General features: G+C 74.2%; 12 protein-coding genes. 4 read left to right on the top strand and 8 right to left on the bottom strand.

Annotation, left to right across the window (positions count from 1 at the left end):
* Window positions 1-30 precede the first annotated feature (30 nt).
* The 4 genes from HDA34_RS11205 to HDA34_RS11190 are packed head-to-tail and all read left to right on the top strand — an operon-like array spanning window position 31 to window position 4,383.
* Window positions 31-720 (top strand): GntR family transcriptional regulator, encoded by a 690-nt coding sequence (locus HDA34_RS11205; protein ID WP_020628108.1) that lies wholly within the window; start codon window positions 31-33, stop codon window positions 718-720.
* Window positions 717-2,243, top strand: coding sequence for an MmgE/PrpD family protein (locus HDA34_RS11200; protein ID WP_134377474.1), 1,527 nt, complete (start codon window positions 717-719; stop codon window positions 2,241-2,243). The genes HDA34_RS11205 and HDA34_RS11200 overlap by 4 nt, the downstream gene beginning before the upstream one ends.
* The gene (gene prpB, locus HDA34_RS11195; RefSeq protein WP_134377473.1) at window positions 2,243-3,181 is read left to right on the top strand and encodes a methylisocitrate lyase; all 939 of its coding nucleotides are present in this window, start codon (window positions 2,243-2,245) and stop codon (window positions 3,179-3,181) included. The genes HDA34_RS11200 and prpB overlap by 1 nt, the downstream gene beginning before the upstream one ends.
* 56 nt (window positions 3,182-3,237) lie before the next feature.
* Window positions 3,238-4,383: a bifunctional 2-methylcitrate synthase/citrate synthase gene (locus HDA34_RS11190; protein WP_044659885.1), complete on the top strand. Its 1,146-nt coding sequence runs from the start codon at window positions 3,238-3,240 to the stop codon at window positions 4,381-4,383.
* Between the two features lie 245 nt (window positions 4,384-4,628).
* Here HDA34_RS11190 and pyrG read toward each other — a convergent pair whose 3' ends face one another.
* The 8 genes from pyrG to HDA34_RS11150 form a co-directional block, all read right to left on the bottom strand.
* Window positions 4,629-6,338 (bottom strand): CTP synthase, encoded by a 1,710-nt coding sequence (gene pyrG / locus HDA34_RS11185; RefSeq protein WP_134377472.1) that lies wholly within the window; start codon window positions 6,336-6,338, stop codon window positions 4,629-4,631.
* Between the two features lie 9 nt (window positions 6,339-6,347).
* Window positions 6,348-7,364: a site-specific tyrosine recombinase XerD gene (gene xerD / locus HDA34_RS11180; RefSeq protein WP_036315732.1), complete on the bottom strand. Its 1,017-nt coding sequence runs from the start codon at window positions 7,362-7,364 to the stop codon at window positions 6,348-6,350.
* Window positions 7,361-8,068: an NUDIX domain-containing protein gene (locus HDA34_RS11175; RefSeq protein WP_073117429.1), complete on the bottom strand. Its 708-nt coding sequence runs from the start codon at window positions 8,066-8,068 to the stop codon at window positions 7,361-7,363. Before HDA34_RS11175 ends, xerD begins: the two co-directional genes overlap by 4 nt.
* Before the next feature lie 41 nt (window positions 8,069-8,109).
* Window positions 8,110-9,852 (bottom strand): DNA repair protein RecN, encoded by a 1,743-nt coding sequence (recN, locus tag HDA34_RS11170; protein ID WP_036383274.1) that lies wholly within the window; start codon window positions 9,850-9,852, stop codon window positions 8,110-8,112.
* The gene (locus HDA34_RS11165; protein ID WP_036383271.1) at window positions 9,849-10,937 is read right to left on the bottom strand and encodes an NAD kinase; all 1,089 of its coding nucleotides are present in this window, start codon (window positions 10,935-10,937) and stop codon (window positions 9,849-9,851) included. The genes recN and HDA34_RS11165 overlap by 4 nt, the downstream gene beginning before the upstream one ends.
* Window positions 10,938-11,051: 114 nt before the next feature.
* Window positions 11,052-11,894 carry a TlyA family RNA methyltransferase gene (locus tag HDA34_RS11160; protein WP_044659883.1) on the bottom strand — a complete coding sequence of 281 codons (843 nt, stop codon included), beginning with the start codon at window positions 11,892-11,894 and terminating at the stop codon, window positions 11,052-11,054.
* Complete coding sequence (locus HDA34_RS11155) at window positions 11,887-12,717, bottom strand: HAD-IIA family hydrolase (RefSeq protein ID WP_134377471.1); 831 nt, start codon at window positions 12,715-12,717, stop codon at window positions 11,887-11,889. The genes HDA34_RS11160 and HDA34_RS11155 overlap by 8 nt, the downstream gene beginning before the upstream one ends.
* The gene (locus HDA34_RS11150) at window positions 12,714-13,616 is read right to left on the bottom strand and encodes a hypothetical protein (RefSeq protein ID WP_233437098.1); all 903 of its coding nucleotides are present in this window, start codon (window positions 13,614-13,616) and stop codon (window positions 12,714-12,716) included. The genes HDA34_RS11155 and HDA34_RS11150 overlap by 4 nt, the downstream gene beginning before the upstream one ends.
* Between the last annotated feature and the right edge of the window lie 278 nt (window positions 13,617-13,894).

Below are 13,894 nucleotides of genomic sequence, written 5' to 3'. Positions count from 1 at the left end.
CGGCGGGACTGTTGTGTATACACTGGCGGCATGCGAGCGAGTGAGCGGGCGTACCAGGCCCTGAGGGCGGAGATCCTCGACTGGTCCCTCCCTCCGGGCGCGGGCCTGGGCGAGGTGGAGCAGGCCGAGCGCCTGGGCATCTCGCGCACCCCTCTGCGCGAGGCGCTCTCCCGCCTGGTGGCCGACGGCCTGGCCGAGCAGGCCCCGGGCCGGGGCATCGTCGTCGCCGACCTGTCCCTCGAACAGGCGGACCAGCTGTTCGACCTGCGCATCGCCCTCGAGTCCCTCCTGGCGCGCCGGGCCGCGCAGCGGGCCACCCCGGAGGCGGCCGAGCGGTTCACGGTCCTCGCGGGCCGTTTCCAGGAGGCCGAGGCGGCCCTGCGCGGCGGGACCGACCCGGCGGACTACTACGCGATGACGGCCGAGCTGGACAGCCGGCTGGACGAGGCCGCCGCGAACCCCTACCTCGTCTCCACCCTGCGCACCCTGCGCCTGCACCTGGCGCGCCTGCGCCGACTGGCCGCGGACGACCCGGCCCGCCTCGCGGCCTCCGCCGCGGAGCACGCGGACATCGCCGACGCCGTCGGCTCGGGCGCCGCGGACCTCGCGGAGGCGACCACGCGGGTCCACCTGCACCACGCCTTCCACCATCTGACCCGGCGCGGCCGCGCCGAGGAGACCCCGACCCTGCTGACCCCCACCGAAGGAGACCGACCATGAAGAACCATCACGTGCGCGTCCACCGCTCCGAGGAGAACCTCGAGCGCAAGGACCAGCTGGCCTGGAAGCTGGCCGAGGTGGCCGTCGACGACGTCGAGGTGCTGCCCGAGGTCGAGGAGATGATCATCAACCGGATCATCGACAACGCCTCCGTCGCCGTCGCCTCGCTGAAGCGCGGCCCGATCGTCGCCGCCCGCGCCCAGGCCCTGTCCCACCCGGTCTCCACCGGCGGCGAGGGCGCCTCCGTGTTCGGTGTGGAGCAGAAGGTCTCCCCCGAGTGGGCCGCGTGGGCCAACGGCGTGGCCGTCCGCGAGCTGGACTACCACGACACGTTCCTGGCCGCCGAGTACTCCCACCCGGGCGACAACATCCCGCCGATCCTCGCCGTCGCCCAGCATGCCGGCCGCTCCGGCAAGGACCTGATCCGCGGCATCGCCACCGGCTACGAGATTCAGGTGGACCTCGTGAAGTCCATCAACCTGTACGGCCACAAGATCGACCACGTGGCCCACATCGGCCCCTCCGCCTCCGCCGGCATCGGCACCCTGCTCGGCCTGGACACCGAGACCATCTTCCAGGCCATCGGCCAGGGCTTGCACACCACCACCGCCACCCGCCAGTCCCGCAAGGGCGAGATCTCCACGTGGAAGGCCCACGCCCCGGCGTTCGCCGGCAAGATGGCCGTCGAGGCCGTGGACCGCGCCATGCGCGGCCAGACCTCCCCCGTCCCGATCTACGAGGGCGAGGACGGCGTGATCGCCTGGCTGCTGGACGGCCCGGACGCCTCCTACGAGGTGCCGCTGCCCGAGCAGGGCGAGCCCAAGCGCGGCATCCTGGACACCTACACCAAGGAGCACTCGGCCGAGTACCAGGCCCAGGCCTGGATCGACCTGGCCCGCAAGCTCCACAGGGAGCACCCGGAGGCCACCGACCCGGCGAACGTCGAGTCGGTGCTGATCAAGACCTCGCACCACACCCACTACGTGATCGGCTCGGGCGCCAACGACCCGCAGAAGTACGATCCGACGGCCTCGCGCGAGACCCTCGACCACTCGATCCCCTACATCTTCACCGTGGCCCTGCAGGACGGCTCCTGGCACCACGTGGACTCCTACGCCCCCGAGCGCGCCCAGCGCGAGGACACCGTGGCCCTGTGGCACCGGGTGACCACCGTGGAGGACCCGGAGTGGACCCGCCGCTACCACTCGCTGGACCTCGCGGAGAAGGCGTTCGGCGGAGCGGTGGAGATCACCCTCAAGGACGGCACCGTCATCACCGACGAGATCGCCGTGGCCGACGCCCACCCGCTCGGCGCCCGGCCGTTCGCCCGCGAGCAGTACATCCAGAAGTTCCGCACCCTGGCCGAGGGCATCGTCTCGAAGGAGGAGCAGGACCGCTTCCTGGCCGCCGCCGAGCGCGTGGCCGAGCTGCAGCCCGGCGAGCTGGACCAGCTGAACATCCTGGCGGACCCGGCGTTCCTGTCCGAGGCCGACCTCGCCGCCGCCCCGAAGGGCCTGTTCTGATGCTGTACTCGACGAAGACGGCCGAACAGAAGCGGATCGACCTGCGGCAGACCCTGAAGCAGGGCGGCGCCCAGCAGTTCCCGGGCGCGTTCACCCCGCTGACCGCCAAGCTGATCCAGGAGAAGGGCTTCCCCGGGGTGTACATCTCCGGCGGCGTGCTCGCGAACGAGCTGGGCCTGCCCGACGTCGGGCTGACCACGCTCACCGAGGTGGCCGTGCGCGGCGGGCAGATCGCCCGCCTCACGGACCTGCCGTGCCTCATCGACGCGGACACGGGCTTCGGCGAGCCGATGAACGTGGCCCGCACGGTGCAGGAGTTCGAGAACGCCGGCCTGGCCGGCTGCCACATCGAGGACCAGTTCAACCCCAAGCGGTGCGGCCACCTCGACGGCAAGAACATGGTGGAGCTCGACACCGCGGTCAAGCGCATCGCCGCCGCCGTCCATGCCCGCCGGGACCCGAACTTCCTCATCATGGCGCGCACCGACCTGCGTGCCGTGGAGGGCCTGGACGCCGCGATCGCCCGCATGGAGGCGCTCGTGGAGGCCGGTGCGGACGCGATCTTCCCGGAGGCCCTGAAGGACATCGGCGAGTTCGAGACCGTGTGTCGCGAGCTGGAGCCCCTCGGGGTCCCGGTCCTGGCGAACATGACCGAGTTCGGCAAGTCCGAGCTGTTCACCCGCCGGCAGCTGGCCGACGCCGGCGTCGCGATGGTGATCTACCCGGTCACCCTGCTGCGCTCCGCGATGGGCGCCGCCGAGCGCGTGCTCCACGCCATCAAGGAGGAGGGCACCCAGCAGTCGCAGGTGGAGCAGATGCTCACCCGCGCCCGCCTGTACGAGCTGGTGGACTACGAGGGCTACAACGCCTTCGACACGGGCATCTTCAACTTCGACGTGCCCACGCTCGACATCGGCGCCAACCACGCCGACCTCTGACCCGTCACCGGGCCCGCCCGTGCGCGGGCGGGCCCCACTCCCCGAGGAGGGACACCATGACCGAGACCGAGATCAAGAAGGGCCTGGCCGGCGTCGTCGTGGACACCACGGCGATCTCCAAGGTCAACCCGGAGACGAACTCCCTGCTGTATCGCGGCTATCCCGTGCAGGACCTGGCCGCGCAGCTTTCGTTCGAGGCCGTCGCGCTGCTGCTCTGGACGGGTGAGCTGCCCACGGACGAGGAGCTGACCGCGTTCGAGCGCTTCGAGCGCACCCACCGTGCCCTCGACCCGAAGGTGAAGCAGGCCATCGACCTGCTGCCCACCGACTGCCACCCCATGGACGTCGGCCGCACCGCCGTGTCCGTGCTCGGCGCGAACCACCCGAAGGCGGAGGACTCCTCCCCCGAGGCCGAGCTGGAGAAGGCCCAGGCGCTGTTCGCGGCGTTCCCAGCCGTCGTCGCCTACGACCAGCGCCGTCGCCGCGGCCAGGAGGTGGTGGAGCCGCGTGAGGACCTGGACTACTCGCAGAACTTCCTGTGGATGACGTTCGGCGAGGAGGCCGCCCCGGAGGTCGTGGACGCGTTCCGCGTCTCGATGGTGCTGTACGCCGAGCACTCGTTCAACGCCTCGACCTTCACCGCGCGCGTGATCACCTCGACGCTCTCCGACCTGCACTCGGCCGTGACCGGTGCGATCGGCGCGCTCAAGGGCCCGCTGCACGGCGGCGCCAACGAGGCCGTGATGCACACCTTCGACGAGATCGGCATCCGGAAGGAGGAGTCCCGTGAGGACGCCGCCGCCCGAGCGAAGGCATGGATGGAGGACGCCCTGGCCCAGAAGAAGAAGGTCATGGGCTTCGGCCACCGCGTCTACAAGAACGGCGACTCCCGCGTGCCCACCATGAAGGCCGCACTGGACCGGATGATCGAGCACTACGGCCGCGAGGAGATGCTCGGCCTGTACGACGGTCTGGAGCAGGCCATGGACGAGGCCAAGCAGATCAAGCCGAACCTCGACTACCCCGCCGGCCCGACGTATCACCTCATGGGCTTCGACACCGAGCTGTTCACGCCGATCTTCATCGCCTCACGCATCACCGGCTGGACCGCCCACATCATGGAGCAGCGCGCCGCGAACGCGCTGATCCGCCCGCTCTCGGCCTACGACGGCCCCGAGCAGCGGGAGCTGCCGGCGGGCTGAGCCTCGTGAGGGGCGGTCGGGGCGACTTGTCGGAGGTGTAGACGCAGATCACCTCCGACACGTCGCCCCATTCGCTCGCGGCGCGGTGCCGCGTGCACGACGACGGCGGGTCGCCCCGGGTGGGGCGGCCCGCCGTCGTCGTGTCGTCATCGGTGCGACGCCCTCGCAGAGTGGTCACGACACGCCGCGTGCCGGGCGCGGCGACGGCGTGTCGTGACCACTGTGTCGGGCCGGTCGTCGGCCCCTCAGCGCCGGGCCGCCGCGTCGGCGCGGCGGGTCAGGCCGGCGGCGACGAGGCCGGCGAACAGCGGGTGCGGGCGGGTCGGCCGGGAGGAGAACTCCGGGTGGGCCTGCGTGGACACGTAGTACGGGTGCACGTCCCGGGGCAGCTCCACGAACTCCACGAGGGCGCCGTCCGGGGAGGTGCCGCAGATCGCGAGACCGGCCTCCTCGAGGCGGTCGCGGTAGGCGTTGTTCACCTCGTAGCGGTGGCGGTGGCGCTCGGTCACCTCGGTGGTGCCGTAGGCCTCGGCCACCACGGAGCCCGGGCGCAGGGTCGCGGGGAAGGCGCCCAGGCGCATGGTGCCGCCGAGGTCCCCCTCGCCGGCCACGATCTGCTCCTGCTCGGCCATGGTGGCGATCACGGGCGAGGCGGTCTCCGGGTCGAACTCGGTGGAGTCCGCGTCCTCCAGGCCGAGGACGTTGCGGGCGTACTCGATGACCATGGACTGCAGGCCCAGGCACAGACCCAGCGTCGGGATCCGCTGCTCGCGGGCGTGCCGCAGCGCGCCGAGCTTGCCCTCGAGCCCGCGCACGCCGAAGCCGCCGGGCACACACACGGCGTCGACGTCCGCGAGCGCCACCGCCGCGCCCTCGGGGGTGGCGCACTCGTCCGCGGCCACCCAGCGGATGCCCACCTTGGCCCGGTGGGCGAAGCCACCGGCGCGCAGCGCCTCGGTGACGGACAGGTAGGCGTCCGGCAGGTCCACGTACTTGCCCACGAGCGCCACCGTGAGCTCGTGCTCCGGGTGGTGCACGGCGTCCATGAGGGCATCCCACGCGGTCCAGTCCACGTCCTTGAACTTCAGGTCCAGGGACTGCACCACGTGGGCGTCGAGGCCCTGGTCATGGATGACGCGGGGGATGTCGTAGATGGATGGGGCGTCGGCGCAGTTGACGACGGCGTCCTGCGGGACGTCGCACATGCGGGCGATCTTGCCGCGGACATCGTCGGGGACGGCCCGGTCCGAGCGCAGCACGATCGCGTCCGGCTGGATGCCGATCGAGCGCAGGGCGGCCACGGAGTGCTGGGTGGGCTTGGTCTTGAGCTCCTGCGAGGGGCCGATGTACGGCACGAGGGAGACGTGCAGGAAGAAGACGTCGTCGCGGCCGACGTCCTGGCGGACCTGGCGGGCGGCCTCGAGGAAGGGCTGCGACTCGATGTCGCCGACGGTGCCGCCGATCTCCGTGATGATCACGTCCGGGGCGGGGCGGTCGCCGCGGGGCTCCGCGGGCAGGCGCATCCGGCGGCAGATCTCGTCGGTGATGTGCGGGATGACCTGGACGGTGTCCCCGAGGTACTCGCCGCGGCGCTCGCGGGCGATCACGGTGGAGTACACCTGGCCGGTGGTCACGTTGTCCAGGCCGTCGAGGTCCTCGTCGAGGAAGCGCTCGTAGTGGCCGATGTCCAGGTCCGTCTCGGCGCCGTCCTCGGTGACGAACACCTCGCCGTGCTGGAACGGGTTCATGGTGCCCGGGTCCACGTTGAGGTAGGGGTCGAGCTTCTGCATCACCACCCTGAGCCCGCGCGCCTTGAGCAGGTGGCCGAGCGAGGAGGCCGTGAGCCCCTTGCCGAGGGAGGAGGCGACACCGCCGGTCACGAACACGTGACGGGTGACGCGCGTGGACGTCTGAGTACGAGAAGTTCGTTTCACCACGGATTTTGAGCGTATCAGGTGCGGGGCTCAGCGCGCGCGCGGATGCGCGGCGGAGTAGACCTCGCGCAGGGAGTCCACGGTGACGAGGGTGTACACCTGCGTGGTGGTCACGGACGCGTGCCCGAGCAGCTCCTGGACCACGCGGACGTCCGCGCCGCCGGCCAGCAGGTGCGTGGCGAAGCAGTGGCGCAGGGTGTGGGGCGAGACGTCCGCCTCGAGGCCGGCGCGCTCGGCCGCCCGCTTCAGCACGGCCCACGCGGACTGCCGGGAGAGCCGGCCCCCGCGGGCGTTGACGAACAGGGCGGGCGTGGAGCGTGTGACTCCCGTCATGATCGTGGGCCGTCCCCGCACCAGCCATGCGTCGAGCGCGGCGGCCGCGTAGGAGCCGATCGGCACCACGCGCTCCTTGGACCCCTTGCCGAACAGGCGGACCACGGGCTGGCCGCCGTCGTCCCCGGTCTGCGCGAGCCCCACCACGTCGTCGACGTCGAGGCCGACCACCTCGGAGATGCGGGCGCCGGTGCCGTAGAGGAACTCGAGCAGCGCGCGGTCCCGCAGTCCGGCGGGGGTGTCGACGGGCACGGCCTCCAGCAGCGCCGTCACCTGCTCCACGGGGAGCGCCTTCGGCAGGCGGTCGCCCGGCTTCGGCGGGTGGACGTCGCGGGCGGGGTCGGCGGGCGTGAGTCCCTCGAGGGCCCAGAACCGGTGCAGGCCGCGCACGGCCGCGAGCACGCGGGCCGCCGAGCGGACCGCGAGGGGCCGCCCGCCGTCCTCGCCGGTGCCCAGCGCCCGCAGGAAGCCGGAGACGTGGCCGGGGTCGACGTCGGCGGGGGCGCGCACCCCGTGGGCTTCGAGCCAGCGGCGGTAGCGCTCGAGGTCGCGGCGGTAGGCCGCCAGCGTGTTCGCGGCGAGGCCCCGCTCGACGGCCAGGTGCTCCAGGTGGCGGCGGAACGGGGCCGCGAGCGCGGACTCCGCGCCCCGGCCCCCACGGCTCCCACGGGCCTCGGCCTCGCCGCTCCCCCGGGCGGCCGGGTCGGTGCTCACGCGGGCCAGTCCGCCCCGGGGCCGTGGCGGTCCGGGACGAAGGGGGCGTCCACGGGGCGCAGGCGCCGCCACCCCTGGGCGCGGTGGGCGCACAGGGCGAGGATCGCCACGACCGTGGAGGGGTTGTGCACGCGCCCATCCAGGACGGCGTCGGTCACCTCGTCGACGCCGACCCACACGAGCGGCATGGCGGCCTCCTCGTCCTGCCGGACGTGCCGCTCGCCGTCGGGGATCTCTTCGATCTGACGGGCCAGGAACACGCGGATCGCCTCGCTGGAGCCGCCCGGGGTCGTGTAATAGTCGACGAGGGTGTGCCACTCGCGGGCGCGCAGGTCGGCCTCCTCGGCCAGCTCACGGACGGCGACCTGGTGGAGGTCCTCCCCGTCCACGTCCCGCAGGCCCGCCGGGATCTCCCACAGCTCCATGCCCACGGGGTGGCGGTACTGGCGGACGAGGGCCACCTGCTCGCGGGGGCCAGTGGTGGTGAGCTTGGTGCGGACCGCGAGGATCGCCACCGCGCCCGGGTGCACCATCAGCTCCCGGGTCAGGGGATCCTGGGACTTGTCCGCCGGATCCAGGCGGAACGACTCCCGGGCGATGTCCCACACTCGGCCTTCGTAGACGGTCTTCGACTTCTTCACCGGGCGGGGGACGTGCAGGTCGCGCAGGGGCGAGCGTCCCGCGGACGCGGGGATCTCAGGCATGGGGCGATCCTTTCATGTCGGGGCGGCGTCCGCGGACCGGGTCAGCCGCGTTCGCGGGCGGAGGACTCGAGCAGCTCCCGGGCGTGCTCGCGGGCCGCCGCGGAGTCCCCGTGCCCGGCGAGCATGCGGGCGAGCTCCTCGACCCGTTCGTCGGCCGTCAGCGTCACGACGTCGGAGGTGGTCACACCCGCGGCCGGGTCCGAGTTCTTCTCCACCCGCACGTGCCGGTCCGCGTAGGCGGCGACCTGGGGCAGGTGCGTCACGGCGATGACCTGCACGTGGCGGGCGAGCCGGGCCAGGCGGGCCCCGATCCGCACGGCGGCCTCACCGCCCACGCCGGCGTCGACCTCGTCGAACACGAAGGTGGGCACCGGGTCCGTGGCGGCCAGGACCACCTCGAGGGCGAGCATCACGCGGGAGAGCTCGCCGCCGGAGGCGCCGCGGCCCAGGGGCCGGGGCTCGACGCCCGCGTGGGGGCGCAGGGCGAGCGTGACGTCCTCAGCGCCGTACGGGCCGAGACCGTCCCCGGCGACCGGCGTCAGTCCCACGTGGAAGGAGGCGTCCGGCATGAACAGGGCGTGCAGCTCCTCGGTCACCGCGGTCTCGAGCCGCTCGGCGGCCGCGGTGCGCAGGGCGGTGAGGGTCGCGGCCCGTTCGCGCAGCGCGGCGTCGAGCCGGTCGACCTCCGCCTCGAGCTCCTCGAGGCGGCCGGAGTCGCCCTGCAGCTCGTCCAGGCGCGGACGCTGGGTCCGGGCCCAGTCGATCACGTCGGCGAGCTCCGGCCCGTAGAGCCGCTGCAGTCGTGTGAGCTCGGCCAGCCGCGACTGGGCCGCGTCGAGGTCGGAGGCCGCGTCGGCGTCCAGGTCAGCGGTGTAGCGGGCCAGGTCGCCGGCGATGTCCGTGAGCACGACGGCGGCCTCGGCCAGGCGCGCGGCCGCGGCGGCGAGCTCGGGGTCGTCGCCGGGGGCGGCGAGCACGGCCTGCTGCGCCGCCTCCACGAGGCTGACGGCGCCGGGGGTCTCGTCCATCGTGTCCACGTCGGGGCCGGCCAGTCGGGCGTGTGCCTCCCCGGAGGCGGCGCGCAGCTCCTCGACGTCCTCGAGCCGGCGGATGAGAGCCCGCAGCTCCTCGTCCTCGCCCTCCTGCGGCTCGGCGAGGTCGATCTCCTCGAGCGAGCGCTGGAGCGCCTCGGCTTCGCGGGCCCGCTCTTGGCGGTGGGCGGTGAGCTCCTCGCGCTCCCGACGCGCGGCGGTCCAGGCGGCGTGGTCCGCGCGGTAGGCGCGCAGGGCCGCGGCGAGCTCGGCGCCGCCGAACGCATCGAGGGCGTGCCGCTGGGCGTCGGCGCCCTGGAGGCGGACCTGGTCGTTCTGGCCGTGCACGGCCACGAGGGTCGCCCCGATCTCGGCGAGCAGGCCGACGGGCACGGTCCGCCCGCCGGCGGCGGCGCGCGAGCGGGTCCCCTCCCCGGACGCCGTGACGCTGCGGCTCAGGACGAGCTCCCGGACGCCCTCGTCGGCCTCGTCCAGCACGGCCCCGGCGTCCTCGGCGAGGGCGAGCGCGGCGTGCGCCTCGGGCAGGCGGACGCCGGCGTCCACGACGGCACGGGACGAGCCCCGGCGGACCGCGCCCGCGTCGGCGCGAGCGCCGAGCAGCAGGCCCAGGGCGGTGACCACCATGGTCTTGCCGGCGCCGGTCTCGCCGGTGACGACGGTGAAGCCGGGGTCCAGGTCCACGGTGGCCTCGCCGATCACGCCGAGCCCCGAGATCCTCAGATGGTCGATCATGCGTCCTCCCCGGGGTGACGCGCCCCGCGGTCGCGGTGGCGCTGGATGTCCGCGGGCGAGAGCACCGACAGCGGCATGGTGGCCGGTTCGACGACGTCGGGACGCGGCCCCGCGTGCCGCGGCTCGACGGTCTCCACCGCGTGGAGCACGCCCGCCCGCTCCTGGGCGGTGACGGGGCCGCGCCAGCCGTCCGTGGGCAGCCGGAACTTGCGCACGAGCCGTTCCGCGAAGGGCGTCGGGTTGAGACGGGCCAGGCGCACCGGCTCCGCCGACCGGGACACCTCGATCCGGGCCTGCGGCGGCAGTTCGACGGTGCGCCGGCCGTCACACCACAGCACACCGGTCTCGCGGGTGCGGGTGAGCACGTCCACGCCGATCGTGGAGCGCGGACCCACCACGAGGGGGCGGGTGAACAGGGCGTGGGCGCTGATGGGCACGCACAGCAGGGCCTCCACGGAGGGCCACACGACGGGGCCCCCGCCGGAGAAGGCGTAGGCGGTGGAGCCGGTGGGGGTGGCCAGGACGACGCCGTCGCAGCCGAAGGCCGTCAGCGGCGAGTTGTCCACGGAGACGACCACCTCGAGCATCCGCTCCCGGTGGGACTTCTCCACGGAGGCCTCGTTGAGGGCCCACGTGCGGGCCACCTCGCGGCCCTCCACGAGCACGACGACGTCCAGGGCCATGCGCTCGATCACCACGTAGGACTCCGAGGCGATCGCCTGGACGGTGCGGTGCAGGTCGGTGCGCTCGGACTCGGCGAGGAAGCCGACGTGGCCCAGGTTCACCGCCAGCAGTGGCACGTTGTGGCCGCGGACGAAGTCGGCCGCCCGCAGCACCGAGCCGTCGCCGCCGAGGACGAGGCCGAGGGTGATGTCCTCGAGCTCGCAGTCGACCCCGAGGGCCTCCGGCGCGAACTCCGGGGGGTCCCCCGCGGCCGCGCGGATGGCGGCCACGTCCTGTTCGAGCATGACGCTGACCAGGCCCTCCTCCGCGAACATGCGGGTGGCCTGCAGCGCCGCGCTGATGGCGTCCTCGCGGCCCGTGTGGGTCAGGACGAGGACACGACGTCCGGGGGTGTAGGGCATGGTTCCTTCCGCGAGCCGGGGTGCCGGGCACTGCGCTCCAGGATAGCCACGAGATCGGACACGCGAACCGGTGGCCCCGCGCCCGTGGACGGGCGGCGCCCCCCCGGACGCGGGTCAGGACCAGTCGATGTGGGCGCCCCGGACCCACCCGGCGGCGCGCTCGTCGGCGGGCGTGGCCGGGCTCGTCCTGCCGGCCGGGTCGTCGGCCGCGGTGGCGTCGGGGCGGTGGAGCCGCAGGAAGAACTCGGCGTTCCCGTCCTGGCCGGCCAGGCCGGATCGGGTGAGGCCGCGGGGGGCGAGGCCGGCGCCCAGCGCGGCCGCGGCCACCCCGGCGACGGCGTCGCGGCGGGCGTCCGGATCGGTGACGACGCCGGAGCGCGGCAGGGCGCGCCGCCCGACCTCGAACTGGGGCTTGACCATGAGCAGCAGCTCCGCGCCGGGTCGGCACACGCCCGCGAGCGGGGCGAGGACGAGGCGCAGCGAGATGAAGGACAGGTCGGAGACCACCAGGTCCACCGGACCGTCGATGTCCTCGGCCCTGAGGTCGCGGACGTTGAGCCCCTCGCGCACGAGGACGCGGGGGTCGGCCCGGACGGGCGGGGCCAGCTGGTCGTGGCCCACGTCGACGGCGGCCACCCGTTCGGCGCCCCGCTCGAGGAGGACCTGGGTGAATCCGCCGGTGGAGGCCCCGGCGTCGAGCGCCCGGCGGCCGGCCACGGCGACGTCCGGGAATGCCTCGAGCGCGCTGACGAGCTTGTGGGCCGCACGGGAGACGTACCGCGGGCCCGGGTCGCGCAGGCGCAGCGTGGCGTCGGCGGCCACGCGGTCGGAGGGCCGGCGCACCGGGCGGCCGTCGAGGAGGACCTGCCCCGCGCGGATGAGCGCCGCGCCCTCCGTGCGGGAGCGGGCCAGGCCCCGGGCGGCCAGGGCGACGTCGGCGCGTGCGGTCTCAGCCACGCCGTGGGTCCGCGAAGGCCTCGGCCCCGCCGGCGAGCAGAGCGGGCAGGTGCGCACGGACCCACGTGGGCCGGTCCGGCCCGGGGGCGGCGGCCGCGGTCTCGCGCGTGTCGATGCCGGTCAGGACGAGCACCGTGTCGAACCCCGCCGCGTTGCCGCCGCGGATGTCCGTGTCCAGGCGGTCGCCGACCACGAGGGGACGGGCCAGGCCGAGGGCCTCGGCCGCCGTCCGGAACAGTCGTGGCTCGGGCTTGCCCGCCGCGACGGGCGCGGTGCCGGTGGCCCGGCCCACCGCCTCGACGAGGGCCCCGTTGCCGGGGGCGATCCCCTCCGCGCGCGGGATCGAGGTGTCCAGGTTGGTGGCGACCCAGGTGGCCCCGGCGCGCACGGCGTACGCCGCCTCCGCCAGATCGGCCCAGCCGAGACCGGGGTCGAAGCCCTGGATGACCGCGTCGGGACGCTGCGCCGCGGACGCGACCACCTCGTAGCCCCGCTCCTCGACCACGGCGCGCAGGTACGCCGAGCCGACCACGAGCACCCGACCGGTGCGGCGGCCGAGCGTCTCCTCGAGCAGGTCGACGCCCGCCGGTGCGGAGCCGAAGACCTGCCCCGCCTGCGCGGGCACCCCGAGCGTGCGGAGATGCTCGGCCACGGACTCCGGCGCGCGGGAGGCGTTGTTCGTCACGAACCCGACCGGCACGCCCCGTTCCTGCAGCGTCGACAGCGTCTCGACCGCCCCGGCGATCGCGCCGCCTCCGGCGTAGACGACGCCGTCCAGGTCGCACAGCAGCCCGTCGTGACCGTCGAAGAACGTGGTGCTCACCGACCGTCCGCCTCCGGGGCCTCGAGGGCGTCGAACAGCGACAGCTGGTTCGGGTCGACCTCGTCCGGCGCGTCGACGGCGGCCGGCGGCTCTGCGGCGGCCTCCGGCCGGGGCGCCTCGGTCGGCTCCGTGGCGGCCTCCGGCTCCTCGGCCGGGGATCCGTCCGCCGTCGGCTCCGCACCGGCCTCGGCCGCATACCGCTCGTGGCGCCGTTCGCGGGGGGACGGGCGGCGGTCCCGGGGGTCCTCGACCGGCTCGGTGTCCACGTCGATGATCTCCGGGTCCGCGAACCCGCCCACGCCGAGGGCCTTCTCCGCGACGCGCACGGCACGCGCCCAGAGCCGAGCCTCGTCGCGGCGCCCCAGGGCGAGCAGCACGTCGGCCTGACGCTGGAACAGCCGGGGAGAGAAGGGGTAGCCGCGCCGCCGGTCCAGTTCCGGGATCTGCAGGGCCTCATGGGCACCCTGAAGGTCGCCGGCGTCCTCGCGGATGCCGGAGACGACCATGGCCAGCTCGGCCCGCGCCGCCCGGTCCAGACGCGAGGCATCCACCTCGGCGGCCAGCTGCAGGGCCTTCTCCGTGCGGCCGAGGGCACGCTCGCTGTCCACCTGCGCGGCGATGTGGGTGTCGTCGCCCGTCATGCGCCGGTAGGTGCGGAACTCGCGCAGCGCGTCGGCGTACTCCCCCGCCGCGTAGGCGGTGAGCGCGACTGCCTCGCGCACGCGTGAGAGGCGGCCGCCCTTGCGGGACGCGGCGAGGGCGTGCTGGAACGCCAGCGCCGGGTCGACGTCCAGGTAGCGGCCGGCCATCACGAGATGCTTGGCGACCCAGCTGGCAGGACGCTCGTCAAGGCCGTTGATCTCCTTGAGCGTGCCGCGGTCGAGCTCCTGGCCCGTCACGTCCGGGTCGATGTCCGGAGAGCGCTCCTGGTCCGCACGATTCGCCGCTCGGAGGTCACCGGGATTGTGCGCGGGTCGTTCGGCGCGGTCCTCGCGACGAGGGCCCGTCGGCGCACCGCGGCGCTCGGGGCGTCCGCCCCCCTGGCCCGGGCCGCGCCGCCGGTCCTCGTGAGGCCCGCCGGAGCGGCGCCGGTCACCGGCACCGCTGCGAGGACGTCCGTCGCGGTCACCGCCACGACGCCGGCCATCACCGCCACCACGGGGCCCGCGGCCCTCGG

Origin of the sequence: Micrococcus luteus (assembly GCF_014138885.1) — a bacterium.
In the GTDB taxonomy this organism is placed as follows: domain Bacteria; phylum Actinomycetota; class Actinomycetes; order Actinomycetales; family Micrococcaceae; genus Micrococcus; species Micrococcus luteus.
The sequence above is the reverse complement of the archived record's forward strand: the minus strand, read 5'-3'. Positions and strand labels throughout refer to the sequence as shown.

Bases quoted from the DNA above. Each gene is read 5' to 3' on its own strand.
- HDA34_RS11205 (WP_020628108.1), top strand. From the start codon at position 31: ATGCGAGCGAGTGAGCGGGCGTACCAGGCCCTGAGGGCGGAGATCCTC.
- HDA34_RS11200 (WP_134377474.1), top strand. From the start codon at position 717: ATGAAGAACCATCACGTGCGCGTCCACCGCTCCGAGGAGAACCTCGAG.
- prpB (WP_134377473.1), top strand. From the start codon at position 2,243: ATGCTGTACTCGACGAAGACGGCCGAACAGAAGCGGATCGACCTGCGG.
- HDA34_RS11190 (WP_044659885.1), top strand. From the start codon at position 3,238: ATGACCGAGACCGAGATCAAGAAGGGCCTGGCCGGCGTCGTCGTGGAC.
- HDA34_RS11175 (WP_073117429.1), bottom strand. From the start codon at position 8,068: ATGCCTGAGATCCCCGCGTCCGCGGGACGCTCGCCCCTGCGCGACCTG.
- recN (WP_036383274.1), bottom strand. From the start codon at position 9,852: ATGATCGACCATCTGAGGATCTCGGGGCTCGGCGTGATCGGCGAGGCC.
- HDA34_RS11165 (WP_036383271.1), bottom strand. From the start codon at position 10,937: ATGCCCTACACCCCCGGACGTCGTGTCCTCGTCCTGACCCACACGGGC.